Annotated in this window: 22 protein-coding genes; 18 read left to right on the top strand and 4 right to left on the bottom strand. The window is 34.8% G+C overall.

Annotated elements, in window-relative coordinates; all coding sequences use genetic code 11:
• Positions 1 to 170: 170 nt before the first annotated feature.
• Together AC5LWL_RS21305 and AC5LWL_RS21300 are read left to right on the top strand one after the other, a co-directional pair.
• Positions 171 to 719, top strand: a complete 549-nt coding sequence (locus tag AC5LWL_RS21305) for a GNAT family N-acetyltransferase (RefSeq protein WP_493436172.1) — start codon at positions 171 to 173, stop codon at positions 717 to 719.
• A 499-nt stretch (positions 720 to 1,218) separates the two neighbouring features.
• On the top strand, positions 1,219 to 2,094 hold the full coding sequence (locus tag AC5LWL_RS21300; protein WP_493436171.1) for a hypothetical protein: 876 nt from the start codon (positions 1,219 to 1,221) through the stop codon (positions 2,092 to 2,094).
• A gap of 65 nt (positions 2,095 to 2,159) precedes the next feature.
• On the opposite strand, the gene AC5LWL_RS21295 is transcribed toward AC5LWL_RS21300, so the two are convergent.
• On the bottom strand, positions 2,160 to 2,819 hold the full coding sequence (locus AC5LWL_RS21295; RefSeq protein ID WP_493436170.1) for a YecA family protein: 660 nt from the start codon (positions 2,817 to 2,819) through the stop codon (positions 2,160 to 2,162).
• Positions 2,820 to 3,037: 218 nt separating this feature from the next.
• On the opposite strand from AC5LWL_RS21295, the gene AC5LWL_RS21290 reads away from it, so the two are divergent.
• Both AC5LWL_RS21290 and AC5LWL_RS21285 read left to right on the top strand, forming a co-directional pair.
• Positions 3,038 to 3,340: a hypothetical protein gene (locus tag AC5LWL_RS21290; protein ID WP_493436169.1), complete on the top strand. Its 303-nt coding sequence runs from the start codon at positions 3,038 to 3,040 to the stop codon at positions 3,338 to 3,340.
• A gap of 96 nt (positions 3,341 to 3,436) precedes the next feature.
• Positions 3,437 to 3,709, top strand: a complete 273-nt coding sequence (locus AC5LWL_RS21285; RefSeq protein WP_493436168.1) for a DUF7662 domain-containing protein — start codon at positions 3,437 to 3,439, stop codon at positions 3,707 to 3,709.
• 340 nt (positions 3,710 to 4,049) lie between these two features.
• On the opposite strand, the gene AC5LWL_RS21280 is transcribed toward AC5LWL_RS21285, so the two are convergent.
• The gene (locus AC5LWL_RS21280; protein ID WP_493436167.1) at positions 4,050 to 4,331 is read right to left on the bottom strand and encodes a helix-turn-helix domain-containing protein; all 282 of its coding nucleotides are present in this window, start codon (positions 4,329 to 4,331) and stop codon (positions 4,050 to 4,052) included.
• A 310-nt stretch (positions 4,332 to 4,641) separates the two neighbouring features.
• Here AC5LWL_RS21280 and AC5LWL_RS21275 point away from each other — a divergent pair, with 310 nt between their 5' ends.
• The 14 genes from AC5LWL_RS21275 (at position 4,642) to AC5LWL_RS21210 (ending at position 22,083) form a co-directional block, all read left to right on the top strand.
• The gene (locus AC5LWL_RS21275) at positions 4,642 to 4,836 is read left to right on the top strand and encodes a hypothetical protein (RefSeq protein ID WP_493436166.1); all 195 of its coding nucleotides are present in this window, start codon (positions 4,642 to 4,644) and stop codon (positions 4,834 to 4,836) included.
• Positions 4,833 to 5,186, top strand: coding sequence for an IS66 family insertion sequence element accessory protein TnpB (gene tnpB / locus AC5LWL_RS21270; RefSeq protein ID WP_493436165.1), 354 nt, complete (start codon positions 4,833 to 4,835; stop codon positions 5,184 to 5,186). Before AC5LWL_RS21275 ends, tnpB begins: the two co-directional genes overlap by 4 nt.
• Positions 5,187 to 5,219: 33 nt before the next feature.
• Positions 5,220 to 6,800 (top strand): IS66 family transposase, encoded by a 1,581-nt coding sequence (tnpC, locus tag AC5LWL_RS21265; RefSeq protein WP_493436164.1) that lies wholly within the window; start codon positions 5,220 to 5,222, stop codon positions 6,798 to 6,800.
• 612 nt (positions 6,801 to 7,412) lie between these two features.
• Positions 7,413 to 9,632, top strand: a complete 2,220-nt coding sequence (locus AC5LWL_RS21260) for a GTPase (RefSeq protein ID WP_493436163.1) — start codon at positions 7,413 to 7,415, stop codon at positions 9,630 to 9,632.
• A gap of 20 nt (positions 9,633 to 9,652) precedes the next feature.
• Positions 9,653 to 11,389, top strand: coding sequence for a LeoA/HP0731 family dynamin-like GTPase (locus tag AC5LWL_RS21255; protein ID WP_493436162.1), 1,737 nt, complete (start codon positions 9,653 to 9,655; stop codon positions 11,387 to 11,389).
• Positions 11,390 to 11,759: 370 nt separating this feature from the next.
• Positions 11,760 to 12,248, top strand: a complete 489-nt coding sequence (locus AC5LWL_RS21250) for a hypothetical protein (RefSeq protein WP_493436161.1) — start codon at positions 11,760 to 11,762, stop codon at positions 12,246 to 12,248.
• Positions 12,249 to 12,655: 407 nt separating this feature from the next.
• On the top strand, positions 12,656 to 13,639 hold the full coding sequence (locus AC5LWL_RS21245) for a tRNA dihydrouridine synthase (RefSeq protein WP_493436160.1): 984 nt from the start codon (positions 12,656 to 12,658) through the stop codon (positions 13,637 to 13,639).
• 469 nt (positions 13,640 to 14,108) lie between these two features.
• Positions 14,109 to 14,936, top strand: coding sequence for a MetQ/NlpA family ABC transporter substrate-binding protein (locus tag AC5LWL_RS21240; protein WP_493436159.1), 828 nt, complete (start codon positions 14,109 to 14,111; stop codon positions 14,934 to 14,936).
• A 495-nt stretch (positions 14,937 to 15,431) separates the two neighbouring features.
• Positions 15,432 to 16,541, top strand: coding sequence for a betaine/proline/choline family ABC transporter ATP-binding protein (locus tag AC5LWL_RS21235; protein WP_493436158.1), 1,110 nt, complete (start codon positions 15,432 to 15,434; stop codon positions 16,539 to 16,541).
• Positions 16,542 to 17,186, top strand: a complete 645-nt coding sequence (locus tag AC5LWL_RS21230; RefSeq protein WP_493436157.1) for an ABC transporter permease — start codon at positions 16,542 to 16,544, stop codon at positions 17,184 to 17,186.
• 26 nt (positions 17,187 to 17,212) lie between these two features.
• The gene (locus AC5LWL_RS21225) at positions 17,213 to 18,124 is read left to right on the top strand and encodes an ABC transporter substrate-binding protein (RefSeq protein WP_493436156.1); all 912 of its coding nucleotides are present in this window, start codon (positions 17,213 to 17,215) and stop codon (positions 18,122 to 18,124) included.
• A 20-nt stretch (positions 18,125 to 18,144) separates the two neighbouring features.
• On the top strand, positions 18,145 to 18,786 hold the full coding sequence (locus AC5LWL_RS21220) for an ABC transporter permease (RefSeq protein WP_493436155.1): 642 nt from the start codon (positions 18,145 to 18,147) through the stop codon (positions 18,784 to 18,786).
• Positions 18,787 to 18,826: 40 nt separating this feature from the next.
• Complete coding sequence (locus AC5LWL_RS21215) at positions 18,827 to 20,002, top strand: M20 family metallopeptidase (protein ID WP_493436154.1); 1,176 nt, start codon at positions 18,827 to 18,829, stop codon at positions 20,000 to 20,002.
• Positions 20,003 to 20,940: 938 nt separating this feature from the next.
• Entirely contained in the window at positions 20,941 to 22,083 is a 1,143-nt protein-coding gene (locus AC5LWL_RS21210; protein ID WP_493432573.1) for an IS110 family RNA-guided transposase, read from the top strand.
• A gap of 830 nt (positions 22,084 to 22,913) precedes the next feature.
• Here AC5LWL_RS21210 and AC5LWL_RS21205 read toward each other — a convergent pair.
• The gene (locus AC5LWL_RS21205) at positions 22,914 to 24,083 is read right to left on the bottom strand and encodes a DUF418 domain-containing protein (protein ID WP_493436153.1); all 1,170 of its coding nucleotides are present in this window, start codon (positions 24,081 to 24,083) and stop codon (positions 22,914 to 22,916) included.
• Between the two features lie 82 nt (positions 24,084 to 24,165).
• Positions 24,166 to 24,699 carry a helix-turn-helix domain-containing protein gene (locus tag AC5LWL_RS21200; protein WP_493436152.1) on the bottom strand — a complete coding sequence of 178 codons (534 nt, stop codon included), beginning with the start codon at positions 24,697 to 24,699 and terminating at the stop codon, positions 24,166 to 24,168.
• Between the last annotated feature and the right edge of the window lie 106 nt (positions 24,700 to 24,805).

The following is a 24,805-nucleotide window of genomic DNA, read 5'->3' as shown; positions in this document are numbered from 1 at the left end:
CCTCTGTTCCTTTACAATTTTGAATTCAAAACAGAAGCTAAAGTTTGAAATACTTATTGTTAGAAAGGGAGAACAAAGAGTTGTATTTTTATGTTAAATTTATAAGGTGCATAAGTATTGATATTTTTAATTGGAGAACCACAAGAAAAAGGTAGCGAAGGAGTATATATATGTTCGATTTTCTATTTGAATTAGATAAACAAAGGAACAAAAGACAATATTCAAAAGATAAGATAAAGGATATAAATTTTGTGTTAGAAACGGAAATTAGGAAAATTGATGAAGACCCGGAGAAATCTATTTTAAATGTTTTACATAAAAATGATGAGCATATCATAGTTTACCGCACTTTTTTTGATCAAGAAGAAAAATTCGGACCGTTTTTTATTGACCTTAAAGTAATTCATAAAAAAGGTATCGTTTTGAACCGAATCCGATTGAGTGCTACTTACTATAGCGATGATACAATAGAGATAGGTGATATAGAGGTTTTTGGAGAAAATAAAGGAAGGGGTTACGGATCAATTTTACTCCATTCATTAGTCAGTTTTGCTATACAGTATTCTGTAAATACAATTTCAGGTTGGATTTCTCATACAGACAAGGATCATTTTGATAAGCTCGATCATTTCTATAAAAAACATGGTTTTGATGTAATTTGGGGTAATTCTAGTCAGATTGTAAATAAAGCTGCAGACATTATTTGGACTAATTCTTGAATAAATTTCTCTAAATAGAGATGGTTAAGTCATTGCTGTCAAAAATATATCTTTATTGATGATAGAGTATAATTTGATTAAAAAGACTTTCGTATGGTAGAATAAGGTAATTGTTCTTTTTAACAGGCTCCCCCGCTTGTTCAGACGGCACAGGTTCCTTGCTCAGTTGAGCAACTCTCAACAATACAATATAAAGGGGTGGTTATTATGAAGGAACTGTTTACAAGCCTTAAAGGTACACAAATCGTACTGCAAGCAATTACCTTGTGTGTAAGTTTTCTAGTCTTTAGTAATGGCGTAGTTGAGTGGTCTGTTAAAGAGAATGAATCATTGAAAAAGAGAGCGTCTAAGACGTTCTTTTTTTAAACAATTAATAAATTTAATCTAAAAATCATTGGTTATTGTGCCTATTTGAGAAGAGCATGACTTCATGCGAAGCTCCTTTTGACTATTTCGAACTGTATATTGTCAAGGATAAGAAGAAATGGGGAGGGGTTTTATGGGAAATTGTGCATTATGTCAAGAAGAAAGGGAACTAGAAAAAAGTCATATTATCCCTAAATTTGTTTTTAGGTCGATGAAGAAAAATTCACCCACAGGTAATATGCGAATGGCATCCCAACCAAACAGGGTTATTCAAGACGGTGACAAACAGGCGATGTTGTGTGGGGTCTGTGAAGATAGATTCAGTCGAAATGAAACAACTTTTGCTAATAAATTCTATCATCCATATCATTCAGATAATCTCCATGTTGTGGAATATGGACAATGGCTTAATTACTTCATTTCTTCAGTCAGTTGGCGAAGCCTTTATCTTGATATCATAGAATTTGTGCGTGATCAAAATATTGATATTATAGATTTAGGTACTTTAATTGAAGCAGAAAAAGTCATGCGTGAATTCCTTCTTGGAGAAAGAAAAGACCTTGGTCATATTGAAAATCATATATTCTTTTTTGGTCCTATTAAGGAAGTATCTGGGGATACCAGTGAATTTGATTTACATACTGCCATTGGGGGAAGTGTTGTGGGTTATACTTACATTAACCATAACCCCGACTCATCATATGTATTTTTAAATCTTCAGGGGATATTAATTGTTACAATATTAAAAAAGGACGTTGAAGAAGTCTGGGAAAATACCTTAGTTAAGGAAAAAGGATTCTTTAATATGGGACAGCCAAATCATACTGTATCTTCACCAGTGTTTAATGAGCTTTTTGCCGTGGCAAAGAACCTTAGAGAATCGAGAGAGAAAATTTCAGAAAGCCAAAAAGGAAAAATTGTGGAAGCTATAAGAAAAAACCCAGAACGATTTTTGAAGAGTAAGGCGTACCAGCGACTTAAAGATGATGAAAGAATTAGAAAAAAGTAATTGCTACCCTAGATCAATTTTTTTACTTAATATTCCCCCAGAAAAATGAGGGAATATTATTTCAATTATGCTTTTTTATAGAGTTCATCTGAATATTTTTCTTGTAGTTCCTGTATCTTCACCGTTAAATCTAGCTTTTTAGCAATTTGAATGATTTCACCCCAAAAACCATCTTTATGGAGTGGCCATCCATTAAAATATTCACCCATTGTCATCCGAGATAGCTGTTCATAAATTCTATCTACACGTTCTGTGAAAACACCAAATTGAATCTGTGAAGGCTGATTTGTTTCAAGATTTACTCCTTTGAAAATAGGGACAGATACTTCTAAATATTCATTTGGACTAAGAATAGAAGGATTTGAACGATATAGGCCAACGTCAAAAATTTCTCCATCAATAGTTATCCAAGAGTGACAGAAAGGGAATGGAACTGACTCAGCTTTCACGAATCCTAATTGTAGCTTACAATCAATACCTTGTTCTTTCAACAGGATATAGAGAATGCTAGAAACTCCATGACATGCACCACGCCAAGCCTCTTTAACTGAGTGATCAAATACAGCTAAGAAAGTATTTACAAGTTTCTCATTATAAGGGTACGGAGTGCCTAAGACGAAAGCTCGTTCTTTCCATAAATTTTTTTCGTTTAGGTTCTTATTTATACAACATTTTTTATATTTCTTCCCGCTTCCACAAGGACATTCATCATTACGACCAACCATTTGCTTCATACTTCCTTTCTTTTGAATCTTCAATTATTAACATAACATAGAACCAATTATTTTGTATTTCGCAATTTTTTCGGCAACCATGTTTGAACAGAGGGAGTTAAATACAGTGTTTAGCCTTTCAATTGCTTAATCTAGCTACAAAAAATTAGTATATACTAAAACCAGATAGTAGAATGTTTTCAAATTTTAATGAAATAGGAGAGGTCTATATGAGGGAAAAAGATTTTGAAAAATTTCTTGTTAATGACGGAAAGATTGATAGTAAGGATAAGGCTGTGCGTTCCAGACTAAGTAAAGCAAGAAAAGTAGAAGTTGAATTTCACGTTAATTTGGATGAAATAGTAAGAGATGATGTAAAGATGTATGAAACCTTAAAGCGAATTAAGAGAGAGCTAATTGACTCAAATGGTTCTATTCAGAATGCTTTGCGAAAATATTATATCTTTATTAATCAGAATGAATTTCCTACATTAAGTCAATATGAAAAGAAGCATAACAGTTTCAGCAGATAGTACATCATTTATTCACTATCAATCACAACACCTTCATTACTTATGTAGATTAAATATTTGTGCTACCATAAATTAATAAAATTGAAAGAAGGAATAATGATGAACAGTTCCTCTGACTATTATCCTCTTAGTCAACATTTAATAAGTTTAATAGAAAAAGGTGTTACAAGGGCAACTTTAACTTTCCAAGAGATTGAATACTTAATAAAAAGAGACTTGCCTCCAACTGCTAGAAAGAATCCAACATGGTGGTCAAATTCACATACAGAGAAATATAGACAATGTGCTTCCTGGCTAGAGTATGGTTGGGAGAAAGAAAATGTAGATTTAAAAGCTGAAAAGATAGAGTTTCGGTACATAGTTAAATAAGCCGAGCCTTATGCGGAATAAGCTCATCTTTTCAGGATTCTTCAATCTCTATAAAGAGGATAGGAAGTTTTAAAATTTGTTCTGCAACCAGGGGCAATAAGGTGTGGAAACAAACGAAATAGAAGAATGTTATTTCATATTTCCCTAATCTAAATGTGTTAACACTTGCTGTTATTTAAAGGGGAAATCAAGTAGGTAATGTCAACACTTTTTCTATGCAAATCGTTGCTATATCAACGGTTATTCATTGAAGTGTTAACTCTATTTCAATCTCGGAAAAGTGTTGACTAGACTAATATAAATCGTTTTTCTGTAGAAGGAATATAGACCTCCTATTTTATCACTTTTTTAATGTAGCCCCATAATAATCAGCGACTATTTTTGCTGGAATATAGGGTATTTCAGTTTCATCCCTACCACCACGATTTTTTCTATTAATTTGCCGCAATACTTCTTCTGCTCTTTCGTCTTGCTCTCGAGATGTGATGAAGTTATAATCTGGAATCAGCCACAAGCCATTTTCATTTTTATGAGCATCACGGAACTTTCCTTTTTCACACATTCTTTCTACAGTTTGACGATCTAACCCTAGTTTCTTGCATACTTCAGCAACTGTATACATCTATTGAACCTTCCTTCCTAATCAATGTAAAGTTTATCCAAATACTCAACTTGATTATCGCACTATTCTTATTTATAATACAAATTAATCAAATGAAAAGTAGGGAAAAATAATGGTTCTAAAAACCTCCATACAATTAAAATTTGAATATTTTAAACGGCTCGCATTCTAATTAAGATGAATGCGGGCTTTTTTATTTTCATTTGCCAATAGTCAGTGGAAAAAAGTAAGCCCGTAATCAAATAGCGCATTTAAACGCGTAGGCACCTCCGGTACGATAGACGTATCAATCAAAGGAGGTGCCATTCTTATGCCAACCACAAAATTAACCATTGTCCCCGTGACATTAGATCCTATCCACGACACCCTTCCATCTGTTGTACCGCAATCTCAAAGCCATTTCCCCAACTGCATGATTAAAGCAGCTGGTGTTGAAATTTCCTTCTTCAATGGCGTAGATGATCGCATCATACAAGTCATCATGAGGGAGTTGAGCAATCGGTGAAACATGATTTTACGAGCGTTAAAAATATTTTTATTATCTGTGGTAAAACGGATATGCGTAAAGGAATTGACGGCCTCGCTACGCTTATTCAAGATTCATTTGAGTTAGATCCATATAGCGATTCAATCTTTCTGTTTTCTGGATGGAGCAAAGATCGTTATAAATGTTTGTACTTCGATGGTGATGGCTTCGCCATGCTTTATAAACGATTAGATAACGGCAAGCTTCAATGGCCGAAAGACGAAAATGAAGTACGAAATCTTTCACAACAAGAGCTTCGTTGGTTATTAGAAGGACTATCGCTTCAGCAGCCAAAGGCAATTGCGAAATCTGCAAAAGGTGTCTTTTAAACGCTCCATTCCGAATGGTATAATGATCCATAGATGAAACTGTACGGAAATGTGGTGAACGATTTGACAGGTGTTAATTCGAAGCAAGAAGAACAAAACGAACGTATCATACGATTACTAGAGCAACAACTTGCTCAGTCAAATCGACAAATAGAAACATTGACTGAACAAGTACGCCAATTAACCAAAGCTTTATATGGTTCTAAATCAGAAAAATCAAAGTATCAAGCACCAGACGGTCAAGGATCTTTATTTGAAGACGATCCGTCTTTTAGCGATTCTGAGCAGACAGAAGAACAAAGCACGGAAACCATTAGCTATACCGTTATCCGTAAAGTATCGAAGAAAAAGAGAAACGATTCATTTAGCAATGATATTGAAATAGAAGAAATTCATCATCATCCAGCTAATACACAATGTGATTGTTGTCTCCATCAAATGACAGAAATAGGTACAACAGTAATAAGTGAAGAGGCAAAATTCATTCCAGCTACAATGAAGCGTGTGCAACATATCGAGCATGCCTATGAGTGCAAGGCATGCAAAAAAGATACCACTCAAAAAGCACAAATAAAACGAGGGAAAGCGCCACAAGCTGCCATTCAACGTAGTATTGCAGGACCAACTGTTTTGGCAAAACTTATCTACGATAAGTTTATTCAGTACTTGCCTCTTTACCGGCAGGTAAAAGAGTGGGAACGATATGGCTTACTTACAAATGATAAGAACCTATCTAACTGGGTTATTCGCGCTGCCGAAGATTGGCTTCAACCAATTTATGATTTGATGAAGAAATTATTAACAACTAAATCAGTGCTCCATGTGGACGAAACCTATGCGCAAATCATTAAAAGGTCCGACGGGAAATCCGGACAATCGAATGCTTATAACTGGGTATGTCGTAGCGTACCAAGCCAAGGCCCTATCATTGTCGTTTTCAAAAGTGCCTTATCTAGAAGTCGAGCTATATTAGAAGATTTGATAGCCGGGTTCAAAGGAACTGTGATTTGCGATGGCTATTCAGCTTACGGTCAATTACCTGACGTACAGTTCGCTAACTGTTGGGCTCACACGAGACGTTATTGGTTAAAAGCTGATAGTAAAAACGGTCGAATAGGCGTCGATTACTGCGACAGGTTGTATCAGATTGAGCGTAAAGTTAAACATCTTTCACCCGAAGAACGCCAACAAATGAGACAAAAAGAATCGAAGCCTATCGTAGATGAATTTTTCGATTGGGTCGATCGCTCACCGTTCTTCGGTAAAAATGCATTGGCGAAAGCAGCTGAATATACATTGAGCCGAGCTGATGGTTTAAAAGCATTTCTTGATGATGGGCATTTAGAAATCAATAATAATCCAGCCGAAAATGCGATTCGTCCGAATGTGATTGGTCGCAAGAACTGGCTTTTCTCCGTGAGTGAAGCAGATGCCAAAGCAAATGCCACCTGTCTAAGCTTGGCCGAAACATCGAAAGCAAACGGCATCGATTTTTATCAATATTTAGTCAAGTTACTAACAGAGCTGCCAACTTTACCAATTCATCAGCAACCAGATCTTTTACATAACTACATGCCATGGTCGGAAAATATCCAAGCCACATGTGCAAAATAGCCAAATATCTGAAAAAATCTTCAGATATTTGGCTATTCATCGTGCGTACCGTGAAGGTGCGCTATTTTTTTATAATTCGGGCTTACGGTCAATCCGATTCCTTTTTAGTGTATTTACATAAATTCTTTATGAAATATTTCTAAAGGTTCCTTCTTAGAGGAATCTATGATGGCATCATTTTTTTAATTCTAGGTAGGTATAATCAAACTTGAGGAAAAGATCGCCCTTGACGGCAAAAACAAAGTTAGTTACTCAAGAGGCTGTGTTTGCATCAACTGAAATGCTTCATACAACTGCATTTTTGGATGATACGAGTGAAACGAGTGCAATTCCTAATTTCCTTTTTAATTCTTTTTTGAATGAACCCTTTAAATGTTCAATTTAAGAGGATAACAACAATTCTATTTATTGTACTGAATGAAGCATTTAATCCTTCATACGAGTAAAACGAGTGGTTCCTATAAATTTAGAAAGTGAATTGAGGGATAAGGAATAGCTTTCTTATCCCTTTAAGTTTTTGATTGTAGTATAAACAATATTCTTCTTTAATAACTACGTATAGTATAATTGTATTAGGAAAAACCTAGTAAATGGAAAAGTGGGTATCCAAGAATGGATACTAGATTTAATATAGATAAGGTTTTCGTTCAATCTTTGTGGGCTAAAGGAGAGTTAGGAGAAATGGATGTTAATATTCCTAGTGAGTTTGAAAAAACGCTAGATGAATGTTCAAATATTGCGATAGAAGCATATAATGACACAGTTCATTATCAGAAAGAGATTTCTGATATGGTTGATAAATTACACTGGCAATTAACTATTGAAAAAGAGGATCTGCTAAGCAATAGGGATGCCAAAAACTTTGAATTTTCATCTGCACTCGATAAAATAATACAAAAAATAGGGGTTCAAACTAAGAGCAGTATAGAGGATCTTTCTCAATCTTCAGCCAGAAAGAAAAAATCATTAAATACATTTACAGTATCTCTTTTTGGAAGAACCAAAGCTGGAAAGAGTACGATACGTGAGGCTTTAACAAAGGGTAGTGGTGGAACAATCGGTAAAGGGGCTCAAAGAACAACAAGGGAGATTTTAGAATACTCTTGGAAAGGGTTAAGATTGTTAGATGTACCAGGAATTGAGGCATATAAGGGTGACGATGACACACAAGTGGCCCAAGATATAATAGATCAATCCGATATGATTGTGTTTTTAACATCAGATGACTCCGTTCAACCAGGGGAATTTGATGAGATGGCAAGTCTTCAGGAAATAAATAAACACTTTTTTGTTGTTATGAATGTTAAGCATAATCTTTTAGAACCTGAAACTGGAGAGCCAAGTGTTCGGAAAATCAATCGTTTCCTTAGAAAGCCAGATAAAGTTTTTGACTTGGATAGATTAAAAGAACATAGAAATCATATATCACACTACGTAAAAACTCACTTGGGTATTTCCCATGTAGATGTGATTTGGATTCACGCTCAAGCAGCTTTTTTAAGTACAAAAGAAGATAAAAAGGAAACTTCTAACCAACTTTGGAATGTAAGTCAAATGGAAATGCTTTATGATAGGATCTCGTATGAGATAAATCGTTATGGAAAACATAGACGAGTGCTCACATTTTTTGATAGTCTTGTCCATTTTGTAGATACTGTCGAAAAAATGCTTTGGGAAGAACAAAGTGTTATACGAGCACAAGCCCATTATATGGTTGAAAAACGTGATGAGTTACAACGTTTTTTTAATCAATTTATTCCGGAAAGTAACAGAAGAATTGAAAGTAAAGTTGAAGAATTATTTGCACCAATAAAAGAATGGATTCCTAGTTTTGTAGAAGAATATATTGGTAGAAAAGATGCACATGATGTACTACAAGAGCGGCTTAAAGATAGAAGTGAAAATATTGAAAAGTCTATGGAAACCGTATTAAAGATCGTGACTGGAGAACTTGAAAGCTACTTAAACGAATTTTCACGGCAATATCAATATGATTTCGAAAATATTCATGTTGTACCAAGTGATATTGGTACCTTAAAAAAAGGACAACTAGGAAGAATTACTAAGTGGGGAGGCATTGCTTTAGGTGGGGTATCAACGGCGGTTTTTATAGGAACTGCAAATATTTGGAACCCAGTGGGATGGTTATTATTAGGTGGAAGTGTTGTTGTTGGAATTTTTAGTGGACTGTTAAAAAGTTACGAAAAGAAAAAGTGGCAGAGAGTAAAAAGAGATGCGGAGAAGGCCCTCTTTGAAAATATTGATGATCTGGAAAGGAAAACTATAGGAAGATACAAGTCATGGTTTTATAAGGAAATTACCTCTAAGGGGAAACAGGAGATTTTCGATGAAGTTAGCACCTTTACTGAAGGCTTGTTTTCAATAGCAAATTTAGTCAGAGAATATGCGAAGAAAATGGGAAATATGAAAGAAAATATCAATAAACATATGTTTTTCCATTTACTTCAGCTTGAAAGTGTGCCAATGGAGTTATCTGATATTATAGCAATTTGTAGGGATCAAGGAGTTGCTACAAAAATTATTGTTCCTTCTCATTGGTTTATGAATGGGTCTTATCTATCAAATCTAAATGATATATGCGGTGAACATGTCTATTTAATAAGTGATGATATAGATATTCGTAACTTAATAGCAAGGTCTCTTCACCATGAAAAGGTTAATCCAGATCAAGTTACAATCGAAAATAGAGATAATAAAAGGGTTGCTGTTGTTCAAGTTCCAAATAACTTAAAAGGGCTTATTATTGGAAAGGGCGGAGTTAATATCCGTTTAGCTCAAGGAGTTTGCAGAATGAAAATAGTTCTTAAATAAAAAGAGAGGAGAATTAACTTATGGATTCGTTATTGTACAAGAAAAATCTACAATCAATTGATGAAATTTGTAGTAAGGTATTGAATACCTTAGAAGGTAGGCAGGAAGACGAAATTAAGAGTTTATACAGAGATTATAAAGTATTTTTGAATGATTATAACAGAGAAACAAAACTTTCAATTGCATTTGTTGGCCAATACAATGCTGGTAAATCATCTACTATCGCTGCCCTTACCAATGCTAGTTTTCTTGAAAAACATTATGAGGAAATAGATGGAGAAAGAAAACTTGTTGAAGTATATGAAGTAGGGGATAAAAAATTGTATGTTGGAGCACAAATCATGACAGATAGAACGGAAGAATATATGTGGAATGATGTGCGAATTATTGATACACCTGGAATCTATGCAGGAAGAAATGACCATGACGAGAAAACTTTAAATCAAATCTCAAAAACGGATTTATTGGTATTTGTAGTTTCAAATGAGCTGTTTAATCCTCAAGGTGGTGATTTTTTTAGACGTATCATTCACGATATGCAAAGAAATGGTCAAGTGGTACTTGTTGTAAATAAAATGAGTAGAGAGTCAGGTACATCTTACACCCTTCAAAAGTCACTTCTTGAGGTGATGGAGCCATTTCACCCAGATGATTTTTATACTTGTTATATTGATGCCCATGATTATTTAGAAGCAAGATTGGAAGAAGACGATGAAGAAAGAGAATGTCTATTGGAGGACTCTAATTTTGAAGCCTTTCTAAATTCTTTACAGCAGTTGATAGACAAAAATAAACTAACTGCAAGGTTGTTAACACCATTACATAGAGCATCAGAGGTATTAGAAAAGGCATATAATCTTCTTACAACAGAAGAAAAATTACATCGAGATATGGTTGAAATTTTGCGTAGAAAAGGTATTTTAGTCAGAAATGCTATGACTCGGTTTAAAAATATAACTACAAGTGAGTTAAATAAATTAGAACATAAAGTGATAATGATAGGTGAAAATGTTGCTGGTATGGCGGATGGAAACCATAGTTCTGAAGAGGTAAATTCAGCTTTAAAAAAAGCAGAAAGTCAGATAGAGAGCGAATCGGAACAAACGCTTGAAAGAATTCAAAATGGATTAACTGAGCAAGTAGAACAACTCCAAATAGAACTTGAAAATCTTCAAGATTCAACGCTCGGGAGGTCCATTTCCAAAATGCTTGAAGCAAGTACAGGCAGAAAATCGTTGGGGGAAAGAGACTTTACTGAGAAAAAAAGTGGTCATTCAATCTTAGAGAAAGGACCGGAGGCATTAAACAAAGTGGGGCAATTTGCAACTAACGTTTCAAAGGATGCTGTTTATAACTTTGTGAAGTTCTTTGGGGGGAAATTTAAACCTTGGGGAGCAACAAAGTTAACTAAATTTGTAAATAAACTTGGCCCTGTATTATCTATAATAGGCACGGTTTTAGATATTTTCTTTGCAGCAAAAGAGGAATACGATGAGGTTTCACACGAGCAAAAACTTCGTGAAGCAAGGGCAGATTTACGAAAGGATTTTCGAGAAGTTGCCCTCGAAATTAGAAATGAATATGAACAAAACATTAACGGATCCATATTGCCTTTCTTTTTAGAACAAATAAGAGATGCAGAGAAAGATCAAGTTGAATTAAGAGATTTTGAACTATCTAAAGAATCTTCTGTACATGGTATGGGGCAATTAATGATTCAAGTTAAGAAAACATTAACAGAGCTAACTAATCGCTAGAATAATTAAATAATGGAGATAAGGTAAAGCAATTAGTATTTTTTAATGGGATTAGAAAACCTTAAATCGAAGCAGACAAAATTAATTGTCTGCTTCTTTTATACATAGCACAAAAGCCATAAGATATGTTTCCCAGAACTATGCTAATAGGGAGTATGGTAAAAACAGTGAAACAAAAAGTTCTATTATATTTTTTGGTTTGTCCCCAACTATCTTTAGCTTTTTAAGGTATAGAAGCAATATAAAGTATAATATAATTAATAATTAATCTAAAAAGGTGTGAGTATATTGGGTAAGTGAGGAATTCTTCAGGATAGTAGTAGAAGAAGAGAGAATAAGGTATAATAAGTGATACGAGGAGGTGTGATAAGTGGAAAATAAAATGTATGAATTATTACTAACTATAAGTAATAGAATGGATAAAATGGAAACAGAGTTAAGAAAAGAAATTCAAGGAGTAAAAGCAGACTTACAAGAAACGAAAACAGAGTTAAGAGAAGAAATTCAAGAAGTAAAAACAGAGTTAAGAAAAGAAATTCAAGAAGTAAAAACAGAGTTAAGAAAAGAAATTCAAGAAGTAAAAACAGAGTTAAAAGAAGAAATTCAAGAAGTAAAAACAGAGTTAAAAGAAGAAATTCAAGAAGTAAAAACAGAGTTAAGAGAAGAAATTCAAGAAGTAAAAACAGATCTAAAAGAAATGAATCAATATGTAAAAGTAGCTTTTCAAGAAGTTAATGGAAGATTAGATATAATGGAAAACAAATTAGACAAAGCTGTTGTGGTGAAAACAGAAGTACAATTTGTAACGGAAAAGGTTCATTCTTTAGAAAAACAGATTTATTTAATGAACAATCAGTAATTATGAATAAATATCTCTTGAAAAGGCATAAAAGTTTTTAATTATCCTTTCATTAAATCAAGTGAATCAGTCTTCTAAGTTATTTCCTCAAAAAAGTTTAAAAACCTTCAAAATTATTTTTTCCTTGCGTTTAGGACAAGAAATTAGGAGCCTGACCCTAATTTTACAATAAATTCAATTAACCATCAGTGATGGATGAAGACACCCCCCTGCTGTTAGAAAGGTTTATTTAATAAAAATATGATTCAAGACTGATTTTCGTTAGAATAAGCATAGACGATTTTCACAAATTATAAATACCGTGTAATTGTTGTTTGAAAATAAGTTAATAAGCATGATATAAATGTAAAAGTAGTAGAACATTTGGTTTTAGATTTTTTGACTGAGTATTTGAAGATGTATCCATAGTGAGAGGATTTGAGTTTGAAATGATAGATAATTTTTGGCGTGATTTACCACGACCATTTTTTGTACTTGCACCAATGGAAGATGTGACAGATGTTGTTTTTCGTCATGTTGTAAGTGAAGCTGGTCGACCGGATGTATTTTTCACAGAGTTTACAAACTCGGATAGCTATTGTCATCCAGAGGGCATGAAAAGTGTGCGTGGCCGTTTGCTTTTTACAGAAGATGAACAGCCATTGGTAGCACATATTTGGGGAGATAATCCTGAATATTTCCGTCAAATGAGCATTGGCATGGCAGAACTAGGATTTAAAGGCATCGATATTAATATGGGCTGTCCTGTACCTAATGTGGCATCGAGAGGCAAGGGAAGCGGCCTTATTCTGCGTCCAGACGTTGCGGCAGAACTTATTCAAGCAGCAAAAGCGGGCGGACTGCCTGTCAGTGTGAAAACACGACTTGGCTATAAGGAGGTTCAGGAGTGGGAGGAATGGCTCACCCATATTTTAAAACAAGATATTGCGAACCTTTCTATTCATTTACGTACAAGAAAGGAAATGAGCCAAGTAGATGCGCATTGGGAGCTAATTCCGGAAATCAAAAAATTACGGGATCGTATCGCACCAAATACACTGCTAACAATCAATGGGGACATTGCTGACCGTCAAACTGGCCTGCAGCTTGCAAAACAATATGGTATTGATGGCGTTATGATCGGGCGAGGTATTTTTAAAAATCCTTTTGCTTTTGAAAAAGAGCCAAAAGAGCATAGCAGTAAAGAATACCTTGATCTTTTAAGACTGCAGCTTGATCTTCAAGATCAATATGCGGAAGCATTGCCACGTTCAATCACAGGACTTCATCGCTTCTTCAAAATTTATGTCAAAGGATTCCGTGGAGCTGGTGAATTAAGAAATAAATTAATGAACACGAAATCAACAGATGAAGTACGTACATTGCTTGATAACTTTGAAAAAGAATGGTGATGGACGAGAATAGTGAAACGATCTGTGGAGTGCTTGCATAGATGGTTTAAAAGTGTAACACCCAATTAGACATTTGTTAAATCAGCCCTAATTCGTTAAAGAATCTTTTGCGGATTGGGGTTTTTTTATGGTTAAAAGGAGTGAATTTTAATACTTACTTGACTTATCGGAATAATAGAGTATAATTCATTTTATCATACAATTAATTGGAAATTAGATGATACATTTAAAAAGGGGGAACGATCTCTTTAAGATGAAAAAGGAATCTAAGGATATTAGATCCTTAAGTGGCTAAGCATCTTCATCAACTATTGGAAAGTTAGACTGCTTTTTATCGTTGACTGGAAAAGGATGCTTGCGATTTTTTAGAAATGAATCTATACATAGTTTCATCATTATTACTGCTTTATATAGGGAACTAGATTATCCAAGAAAATAAAAACATGAATAGGAAGGGAACGACAACAAGATGAAAAAGCTGACTGTATTATTTGTCATTTTAGGAATTTTAACTACTATTATTGCTGGCTGTGGAAAAAATGCAGCTAATTCATCAGGAGAAAAAACAACTATTAAAGTAGGAACTTCACCAGGTCCGTACAGTGAACTTTTTTTAAAGGCTGTTAAACCTATTTTAGAAGATAAAGGTTATAAAATTGAAAATGTTGAATTTAGTGACCTACTTCAAGCAGATATAGCGCTTTCTGAGGGAAGTGTTGATTTAAATGTTGATCAGCATACGGCATATATGAACAATTTTAATGATAATAAAAAAGCAAGTCTTACTAGTTTAACACCGATTCCAACGGTTCCTGCTGGTATCTTCCCAGGGAAAAAAACATCTTTAGATGATATTGCAAAAGGTGATTCTATTGGCATACCAAATGATGCTTCGAATGCAGCTAGAGCCTATGGACTTCTTCAAAAAGCAAATTTAATAAAATTAAAGGATGGAATTGAATTAGTAAAGGCAACTTCTAAAGATATTGTAGAGAATCCTTACAACCTAGAAATCAAGGAAATGAATTCTGCTCAAATCCCACGTGCTCTGCAGGATTTAGATTATGGGGTAGTTCCTGGCAGTATCGTCTATGCTTCTAAGATGGATCCGTCCAAAAAGCTACTTTCTGAAGATGTCTTAAAGCATTTAGAATTGGTGGCAGTTGTAGATAAATCGAATAAAGACACAAAATGGGCAAAAGCAGTAGCAGATGCGTACCAATCAGATGAATTTAAGTCCTATTTAGAAAAACATAATAAAGATGATTATTGGTTTATTCCGGATGAATTAAAATAACAAACAAAAAGGCTATCATTCTTCTAATTTTTTGGAAGAATGATAGCCTTTTTATTCTTATGATTTTTTTGCAAGTATTAATTTGTTAAGAAATGTTCGTTTCGGATTGAAAAGTGTTGATTTATTCTTTCTAAATCTTTCTAATTCTGCATAATAACAGAAAGAGAATAGTTGATAATAGGTTAATTGTCAAAAAAAATTTTGTCCTAATTTATCAAAAAATAAGAAACCCTTTTCATTACTTAAGCTATAAAGTATCAGCCATAAGTTTTAAGCTGCTTTTTGAATAGGAAAAGTCAAGAATTTTTCTAATCATGATTGATTTTTTTTTATTACTAGAATATTATGTACTTTATGTTCTGCTATTAAGCGATATTGTACTACATCATAAAAAGGGAATACTTGTAAAGTATAGTATATTTGATGGGGAATTATGTATAATTCATACAGTTTGTTCTGTATAAATTTTTTGAAAAAATAAGAGGGGGAAAGTTTTTGATTGAATTAAAAAAAGTGAACAAAATATATCCAGATGGATTTCATGCATTAAAGGATATTAATCTTACATTTGAAGAAGGAAAAATTAATGTATTAATCGGGCCAAGTGGCTGTGGAAAAACAACAACAATGAAACTATTAAATAAACTGACGGATTATACAGACGGAGAAATATTAATTGATGGAAAAAACATCAAGCAAATCAATACGATAGAATTGCGACGTCAAACCGGTTATGTTATTCAAAGTATTGGTCTTTTCCCACATATGAATATTTATGATAATGTCGCTGCTGTTCCAAAGCTTTTAAAATGGGATAAGCAGAAAATTAATCAAAAAGTAGAAGAACTGCTTCATATGGTTGGACTTGCACCTGAAACATTTAAAAAACGTTATCCCTCAGAATTAAGTGGCGGACAGCAGCAGCGTATTGGCGTAATACGTGCACTTGCAGCAGAACCATCTACCATTTTAATGGACGAGCCTTTTAGCGCATTGGATCCTATTAGTAGAGAACAATTGCAAAATGAATTAGTCCATCTCCAAAAAAATATTAAAAAGACTATTATATTTGTTACCCATGATATGGATGAAGCAATTAAAATTGCTGATCAAATTATTCTGATGAAAGATGGAGAGGTTGTTCAACAAGGGGCACCATCTGAAATCTTAGCTAATCCAGAGAATGATTTTGTAAAAGAATTTATTGGTTCTGATCGATTGACGCAATCCCAAGAGATGTCAACTGTTGCGGATTTTATCGATACTAGCTATCCTACAGTAAAAGAAGAGGATCTTGTGAAGCATGCAGTTGATATCATGGTAGAAAAGCAACGTGATATTCTTCCTGTTACGGACACAAATCAACGATATATCGGAATGATTACTTTATACAAAGCGATGGCTCATAAAGAAGAAAAGGTTTCAGCTATTATAGACAAATCGATTCTATCTTATGAAGAAACGGACGATATAGATGGAATTATTCAAAAGAAAGTTTCAATAGTTCCGATTTCTTTCAATAACAAATACATCGGTATGCTAAATCAAGAAAAATTATTGCGAAATCTTCATGGGAAATTTGGAAACAAGCGTGGTGTCCAATAAATGGATTTGATAACAGACTATATTGAATTTTGGCAGGAGAAATATGCTTCGATTTTAGGATATACGTATGAACATATCATATTATCGATTGTTGCCATAACATTGGCTATTGTTATGACGGTACCACTAGCAATTTATATGACGAAAATGAAAAATCAAATGCTCAAGAATAGTATCTTTTATATTGCGAATATATTCCAAACTATACCGACAATTGCGTTATTTGCTATATTGATCCCAATTATGGGGATTGGATTTAAGCCAGCAGTGGTGGCATTATTTTTGTATGCTTTACTGCCTTTATTGCGCAATACTTATGCTGGAGTAGAGTCAATTGATTCTGGTATTGTCGAAGCGGCAAAAGGAATGGGGTACAGTACGTTCCAACGTCTAGTAAAAATTGAATTGCCTATCGCAATGCCATATATTATGTCAGGTATTCGTGTAACTACAGTCTATGTTATTAGTTGGACAACATTGGCAGCAGTTATTGGCGCTGGTGGTCTAGGAAGCCTGGTGTTAGCAGGAATCGGCTATAACGATTTCTACATGATACTTACTGGAACAATAGTAGCTGTGGCTATTGCACTGATTATTGATTTAATTTTTGCTCAAATCGAAAAAAAGCTTTTCCGTACAAATTAAGATTCAAATAGAATAGGAGTTTAAAAATGAAAAAAATAATAGTAACTACTCTTATAACAATACTTCTTCTTGCTCTTGCAGGTTGTGGAAAAGAGAAATCTGCAGATGGTGGAGATGTTTTAACATATGGAGCACAATCATATACGGATCCAAAAATAATGGGCCAGATTGTTAAAACATTAGTCGAGGCTAAAACAGATCATGAAATAAAGCTAGTAGAAGATATTCAAGCAAGTCCTCAGATTTTAGGTGCAATTAAGCGTAAAGATTTAGATATTGCAACACTTTATTCTGGCGAAGTATACAACAATCATTTTGATAAAAATGAAGTGGAGTATTCAACAGATCCACAAAAAACGATTGAACAGGCGCAAAAACTTTTTGGTGATAAATATAATATAAAATGGTATGACACAATTGGGTTTACGAATATGTATGGTATTGCCGTAAAAGGCGATTTTGCTAAAAAAAATAATATTGAAACAATGTCTGATTTAAAACCATTTGCTAAAAAGCTTGTTGTTGGTACCGATTCTGCATGGGTAGAACGGGCAAATGACGGCTATAAAGGCTATCAAAAGGCATACGGCTATTCTTTTGGTGATGTTCGCGGCATGGAAGTTTCCTTAATGTATAAAGGTATTGCAAACAATGAGATGGATGTCATTACGGCTTACACAGTTGATCCGCAAATAATAGAAAATAATTTAAAGCTATTAAAAGATGATAAAAACTTCTTCCCTCCTTACAATGCATCGCTTGTTGCAAGAGATGAAATCGTGAAGGACTACCCAGAAGTTAGCGAAATCTTAGATTCGATTGTTGGATTAGTAAGCACAGAAGAAATGACGAAAATGATTCGCGAAGTTGATATCAATAAACGCAGTCCTAAAGATGCAGCAGTTGAATTTTTGAAAGAAAAAGGCATGATAGAATAAATTAAAGTGGTGATTCAAGCATGGACTTTTTAAAGGGACTAGGACAATATATGGTGGAGAATTCCTCTACCTTAATGTCACTAGGAATGGAACATATATTAATGGTGCTTTACGGGATAGGACTATCTCTCCTTGTAGGTATTCCACTAGGTATCTTAGCAGCAAAATTCGAAAAATTAGCACCTATTATTTTATCTTTAACAAATATTTTGCAATTAATTCCGAGTTTAGCAATGTTAGCAATTTTACTGCTTTACTTAGGACTTGGCTTCCAAACAATGGTAGTTGGACTTTTCTTTTATTCCCTGCTGCCAATTGTCAGAAATACGTATGTTGGGTTAAAAGAAGTAGATGAAGGAATATTAGAAGCTGGTACTGGAATTGGCATGACAGCATTTCAGCTGTTAGCTAAAGTACAATTTCCATTATCGATTCCTTTTCTGATGGCTGGATTGCGTGTAGCATCTGTTATTGCGGTATCCGTTGCTTGTATTGGTCCATATATTGGTGCAGGTGGACTAGGAAAGGAAATTATTTCTGGAATCAGCCAGCAATCTGATATACGAATTTATGCTGGTGCCATTCCTGCTGCCTTGTTGGCAATCATTGCTGATATCGTATTAGGTAGAATAGAAACCAAAACAAAGAAAAGATTTACTTAATAAACAGCATTCTTTTTCATTTAAGAAAGGAGTGTAAGAATTGAAACAAACAGTTTTTAAGAAAATAGATGAACTTTATGATGAAATGGTAGAGATCAGAAGAGACTTTCATATGTACCCAGAGTTATCCTTTCAAGAAGAGAGGACAGCAAGTGTTATTGCTGAATATCAAAGAAAACTGGGGTTAGAAGTGCAAACAAATGTTGGAGGTAATGGTGTTGTGGCTACGCTTCGTGGAGCAAAGCCAGGAAAGACAGTTGCTATCCGAGCTGATTTTGATGCTCTGCCTATTGAGGAAGAAAATGAGGTTTCTTATAAATCTCAAAATCCAGGTGTTATGCATGCATGTGGTCATGATGCCCACACTGCTATCGCTTTAGGTATCTCGAAAGCATTGGCAGCACATAAAGAGGAATTAGCTGGAAATATTGTATTTATTCATCAGCATGCAGAGGAAGAAGATCCTGGCGGTGCAAAAACAATGATTGAAGACGGTGCCTTAGATGGCGTTGATGCTATATTTGCTACACATATGGAAAATTATCTGCCAGTCGGCCACCTTTGGCATAATGATGAGTACGTGCTTGGAGCTTGCGATGACTTTTTTATTACGATTAAAGGAGTCGGAGGACATGGTGCTTTCCCACATGATACGACGGATGTGATCGCAATTGGAGCACAATTAGTCAGCAGCTTGCATCAAGTAATTAGTCGGAAGGTAGACCCATTAAAGTCAGCTGTGTTAACAATAGGCTCTTTTCAAGCTGGTAATACAACAAATGTTATTCCAGGAGAAGGCCGTCTGGAGGGAACAGTGCGCACATTTGATGAATCAGTACGTCAAGATGTTTCGAATTGGGTGAAACAAATTACAGAACATACATGCAAAGCGTTTGGTGCTGATTTTGAATTGGATTATCATTTTGGCTATCCAGCAACAAAAAATGATAAGAACCTTAATCAATTAATGGTAAAGGCTGCAAAAGATGTACTGCCAGAAGAAAATATTCAAGTAGTAGCACCGAATATGGGGGCAGAAGACTTTTCTTATTTTGCACAAAAAATTCCTGGCACGTATTTCTTTACAGGTTCAGCTAATAAGGAGAAAGGTTTTGTTTATCCTTATCATCATGCAAAGTTTGATATTGATGAAAAAGCACTTTTGAATGGCGCAAAAGTACTGGCATCTGCAGCATTAGATTTTTTAGATAGCTAAAGATGGCAGAAGGTTTAAAGACAAAGCTTAGTAAGCGAGGCCGCTTGGACAAATGATGAAAATGGATTAGAAGCCGGGACATAAGTATTCCAGCCGAAGATAAACCCGAACCATGATACGAAGATGTAAAAAACATTTCGTATCATGCGTTTGGGTTTTTTATTTATGTAAAAAAGAAGATTTGTGGTAATGATCCGTAGCTTGAATACACTTCACTTTCCGTGGGGATCGGCTTTAGCCGCTTCGGCTCTTTGCCTGCAGGGTCTCAGCTGTCTCGCTAATCCCACTAGAGTCTACGTGAATTCAGGTTGCTGCATTTTCCAAATCTATTTCATTTTTTCTTGGAAAAAGAATTAAGTTTTAGAAAACAGCCTTTAAAAACGAAGTGGAACAACATAGTTTTTAATACTTAACTACTCAAAGTAGGGGCCTTGCTTTCCGTTTCAGGATGCTCGCTTTCCGTGGGGCGTGCGATGAGCCTCCTCGGCGCAAGCGCCTGCGGGGTCTCATCTAACCCGCTAATCCCACAGGAGTCTCGCACCTTTCACTCCAATCAAGCCGTTTTGATTCATTAGTTGCTGTCGTTGAACTGGTGAAAACACCCACCTTATAAAAACAGACTAAAAGTGCACATTTTGGTAGAACAGCGTTGAATAAGAAACACACATGATTTCACACTCACACCCCGGCATGAAAATTTTTTCTAAGCCGGGGTTTTACTTTTTTGTCCATTTTTCCATACTGATTAATGCTATGGGAAGTAATCTTTACGTGCGCTTTTGTGGTGGTTCGACCCTGTATAAGAAACTGTTTGGAATTTGCCTTGTGTACACCCCTTTGTTGACTCTTCAATTTTTGAGGATGATCACGTACAGAAAAATGCTGTTTGACCAAGCTTATTCCACTTTCCATAGACACTACTTTGGAGGTTGTTTTATTTGGACATTTTATTAACCCATTGTGCCGGAATGGATGTTCATCAAAAAGAGATTGTAGTTTGTGCCCTAACTGGCACTAATAATGAATCCATTCAAAAAGAAACCAAGACTTTTTCCACTTTAACCAAAAGTTTATTTGATTTATTAAAGTGGTTAGAAGAAAAACAAATTACACACATTGCTCTGGAAAGTACCGGAATCTATTGGAAGCCGGTATACAACATCCTTGAAGGATATTTCGATATTACTGTGGCCAATGCCCAACGTATTAAAAACGTTCCTGGTCGTAAGACCGATGTTTCAGATGCAGAATGGATTGCCAAGCTTCTTCGTCATGGATTGATTGAAAAAAGCTTTGTCCCTTCCCAAGATCTTCGGGAATTAAGAGATTTGAACCGTTTACGCAAGAAATGGGTTGGTAACTTAACAGCTGAAAAAAATAGAATTTCAAAGGTCCTCGAATGTTCAAACATAAAGCTTGGTTCAGTTATTTCTGATATCTTTGGGGTTTCTGGACGTAAACTTTTGAAACAGTTAGTCGATAATGGATACCTTGATAAGGCTGATGTTGATGCCAATATCCATCATTCTCTCCGCAAGAAGGCTGATACCATTTCCGATTCTCTTTTCGGAACATTAAATGAACATCAAATGTTTATGATTAAAAGCTCTTGGAATCATATCATGTATTTGGAAACTTCCATTCAAGAACTTGAAAATAGGATAGATACCCTGCTTCATTCCTATCAAGAAGAAAAAGAAATACTTTTATCTATCCCAGGTATAAAGGAACACACAGCTGCTGTTATTATTGCGGAAATCGGAACAGATATGAGCCAATTCCCTTCATCAAGACATTTAGCTTCTTGGGCTGGTGTATCACCTGGCAATAATGAAAGTGCTGGTAAAAAGAAAAGTTCCAAAAGCGTTCAAGGAAACCCACATATAAAAGCTGCTCTTTGTGAGGTTGCTTGGGCTATATCAAGGTCGAAAAATACCTCAATGTCAAATGTTTTTTGGTCTCTATCTGCAAGAAGAGGAAAGAAAAAAGCTTTACAGGCTATTGCACATAAAGTTTTAAGAATTATATATACCCTATTTATTAATAAGCAACACTTCTCTGAACCACGTCTAGCTGGTTAGACGACCTTCCATTACAATACTCTATTAAGGTTGTGATTTTTTTAAAAAATTGAGGTCACACCCTTTCTTTACTATTGTCTTTTTTCTAGAAGTCCACGCTTCAAGATTTTCTTTACACCAAAATCCTGTACCCGCCCTATCAAATAGAACACGTTACTGTATTATACAGATACCCAGAATAGCCACTCGCCCGTTTTATTTTCACAGAAAAAGCGCAAGCGCCTTGTTTAGCCCCGAAGAAAAATGTTCTCTAGACTCAAAAAGTGTTTTTTACTTTTAGAGGCTGGAGGCAATACTCACTGGGGCTAGGCGCTGGAGCTAGACACTCATCTAAGTTCAAAAATTTTATCCTTTCTTATCTTCTAAAAAAAATCAACGAGCCATTGTTTAGCAATAATACCTTGTAATGAAATTCGAAAACAAAAACTTATTCTAAAAACAGGTTGCTTGTAACGGAGGGTGCGTAGACTCCTGCGGGAAATGTGGGAAGGCTGAGACCCCGCAAGGCAACGCCGAGGAGGCTCAGCACCCACCCCGCGGAAAGCGAAGCAACCCGTAGTGGAAAGCAACCCCCACAATACAAAACAAGTCTCCCATTTTATTGTTTTAAACCGAGTAATATCAAGACTTGCGCACGAATTTGAAGGTGCAAAGTTTGAGTTAACTAGATGAAAAAACATAAATAACCAGATAGGGAAGTAACCATTTACGTGCTAAATTAGAAAATGTTCGTCTTTACCTATTATTTATTTAGTTATGTCTCAGCCTTTTTTCATTATCTAGGAAATGATAAACGAAATGGGATTGTGAATCACTTAGCGGTTCAAAAATCAGCCATGAATTTTTGGCTTTTTCAATTCGGTTGCTTTTAGAGATTTCCCCCCTCCATATGTCCCTCTTCTCCATAACCATTCAAGGGGACCAAATCTGTATTGAGAAAGATACCATTTACTCAAAAATATTTGCAACGTATAAAAAGCAAGGCAATAAATAGCGGATTGCCACAGCGATATATCAGCCGTGTTATCGAATAAGAGTGCAAATAAGGTGGTAGTAACAATCGTTTGAGCTATATAATTGGTTAAAGCTAATTGACCTACACAGCCAACTGGTGATAAGAATAGTTGCCATCTTTCCTTTTCAAGCAATAATAATAGGGATGTTACATAAAAAACCGATAATGTCTTCCCACTTGTTACAACATAAACATAGCTTTCCATTGGATTATAGTTTGTTGATGAAAAATTCACAATCAGCATAAGCCAGCTTGGTATCGTTAAAAGGAGCGCGATTATCTGAACTATGCGTGTTTGTTTTCGTAACACACTTACACGCTGAAAAAGCTCTATCTTTCCTGCGAACAGACCGAGTAAAAATAATCCTAAAATCTCCGGAGATAAGATAATATTAGATGCTATATTGTACTTCAAAAAGAATTGAACTCTACCATAAGCATGTTCAGACCAGCCGTTAAATTGATTAAAAGCCGGAACGCTTGCGCTGACAAATTCAGTTGTTTCAACGAATGAACCTAATATAGTTAGCATCTCAGATAGTATTAACAGCACAATGGACCAAATAAAAATCGTTTTTGGATTCCGTTTATAAAAAAGAAGTAGCCAAAAGCCTGTAACGGCATATGTATTTAAAATATCCCCATTCCAAAACAAGACGATATGAACAAAAGCAAATACGAGTAAAATAACTAATCGTCGCACAAATAATCGATATATGTTTGCCCCTTTTTGCTCCGCGCGACTCATAAAAATCCAAAATCCTAATCCGAATAAAAAGGAAAAAATAACATAAAATTTTGTTTGCACAAATAAATCGTAAAAAAGTCTTAGATAAGCATCAAAACCGTGGTAGCTCCGTTCTTCTAATGAAGATTCTATTCCAAGCATTGTAGGAATATTGACGAGGAAAATTCCTAAGATAGCAAATCCCCGCAATACATCAATCGATTTAATTCTTTGCTCTTTACGTACAGATAAGTTCATATACTACTTCCTTTTCATTTTCTTCCATATAATTTCTGGTTGATTCCAGTAAAGGTTTCCGCCTTTTTGAGGCTTCTTTTCTTTAAGTTTCTGGAATAATAGTAATGCCAACTGTTCGGCTTGGTGCCCCCGGGGTGTTTTTTTTATAATAATTAACGATTAGTTCGTTAAATTCATTTTGGAAGTTGTTGAAATTTTCATCGTCAAGTTGTAACTCAACAAGTGAAAAGGTGGAACTATCTTCTGAGCAGCCTCTTTCTTTTAGTTTAGTAAGATAGTTTTGATATTGGTCCATTAAGGATAATTGATAGCATGAATAATAGTTTAGCTTCTTTTCGTTAGATGCCTCTTTCCATTCTTCTGAACTAATTTTTACCTCTTCTTCATTTATCGTGTAGTATTTTTCTGAAACGGCTCTTACTTTCTTTTCTTTCAAAATGCGAATAACGCCAGATTCAAGCAAAACTTGTATATGACGATAAAGTGTTGCTTGAGGAACATCTTTAATGATTTTTACCATTTCTAGAGGCGTTAGACCCGTTTTTTTGTTTCTCATTAAAGCTTGGGAAATCTTTATTCTTACTGGATGAATTAAAATCTCTGCTTTATTAACCATTTTATCTCCTTTATTAAAATCGATATTATTTATAGTGATAACATTATCATTATAAATAATAATAAAAATCATAACAATATTTTAATAAAAATAGATGTAATATTTA

The sequence above is a fragment of the Niallia sp. WK069_GA_01 genome (genome assembly GCF_983173855.1).
The sequence above is the reverse complement of the archived record's forward strand: the minus strand, read 5'-3'. Positions and strand labels throughout refer to the sequence as shown.

Coding starts and splice junctions, on each gene's coding strand:
- AC5LWL_RS21305 (WP_493436172.1), top strand. CDS start 171: ATGTTCGATTTTCTATTTGAATTAGATAAACAAAGGAACAAAAGACAA.
- AC5LWL_RS21300 (WP_493436171.1), top strand. CDS start 1,219: ATGGGAAATTGTGCATTATGTCAAGAAGAAAGGGAACTAGAAAAAAGT.
- AC5LWL_RS21295 (WP_493436170.1), bottom strand. CDS start 2,819: ATGGTTGGTCGTAATGATGAATGTCCTTGTGGAAGCGGGAAGAAATAT.
- AC5LWL_RS21290 (WP_493436169.1), top strand. CDS start 3,038: ATGAGGGAAAAAGATTTTGAAAAATTTCTTGTTAATGACGGAAAGATT.
- AC5LWL_RS21285 (WP_493436168.1), top strand. CDS start 3,437: ATGATGAACAGTTCCTCTGACTATTATCCTCTTAGTCAACATTTAATA.
- AC5LWL_RS21280 (WP_493436167.1), bottom strand. CDS start 4,331: ATGTATACAGTTGCTGAAGTATGCAAGAAACTAGGGTTAGATCGTCAA.
- AC5LWL_RS21275 (WP_493436166.1), top strand. CDS start 4,642: ATGCCAACCACAAAATTAACCATTGTCCCCGTGACATTAGATCCTATC.
- tnpC (WP_493436164.1), top strand. CDS start 5,220: ATGAAACTGTACGGAAATGTGGTGAACGATTTGACAGGTGTTAATTCG.
- AC5LWL_RS21260 (WP_493436163.1), top strand. CDS start 7,413: ATGGATACTAGATTTAATATAGATAAGGTTTTCGTTCAATCTTTGTGG.
- AC5LWL_RS21255 (WP_493436162.1), top strand. CDS start 9,653: ATGGATTCGTTATTGTACAAGAAAAATCTACAATCAATTGATGAAATT.
- AC5LWL_RS21240 (WP_493436159.1), top strand. CDS start 14,109: ATGAAAAAGCTGACTGTATTATTTGTCATTTTAGGAATTTTAACTACT.
- AC5LWL_RS21230 (WP_493436157.1), top strand. CDS start 16,542: ATGGATTTGATAACAGACTATATTGAATTTTGGCAGGAGAAATATGCT.
- AC5LWL_RS21225 (WP_493436156.1), top strand. CDS start 17,213: ATGAAAAAAATAATAGTAACTACTCTTATAACAATACTTCTTCTTGCT.
- AC5LWL_RS21220 (WP_493436155.1), top strand. CDS start 18,145: ATGGACTTTTTAAAGGGACTAGGACAATATATGGTGGAGAATTCCTCT.
- AC5LWL_RS21205 (WP_493436153.1), bottom strand. CDS start 24,083: ATGAACTTATCTGTACGTAAAGAGCAAAGAATTAAATCGATTGATGTA.
- AC5LWL_RS21200 (WP_493436152.1), bottom strand. CDS start 24,699: ATGGTTAATAAAGCAGAGATTTTAATTCATCCAGTAAGAATAAAGATT.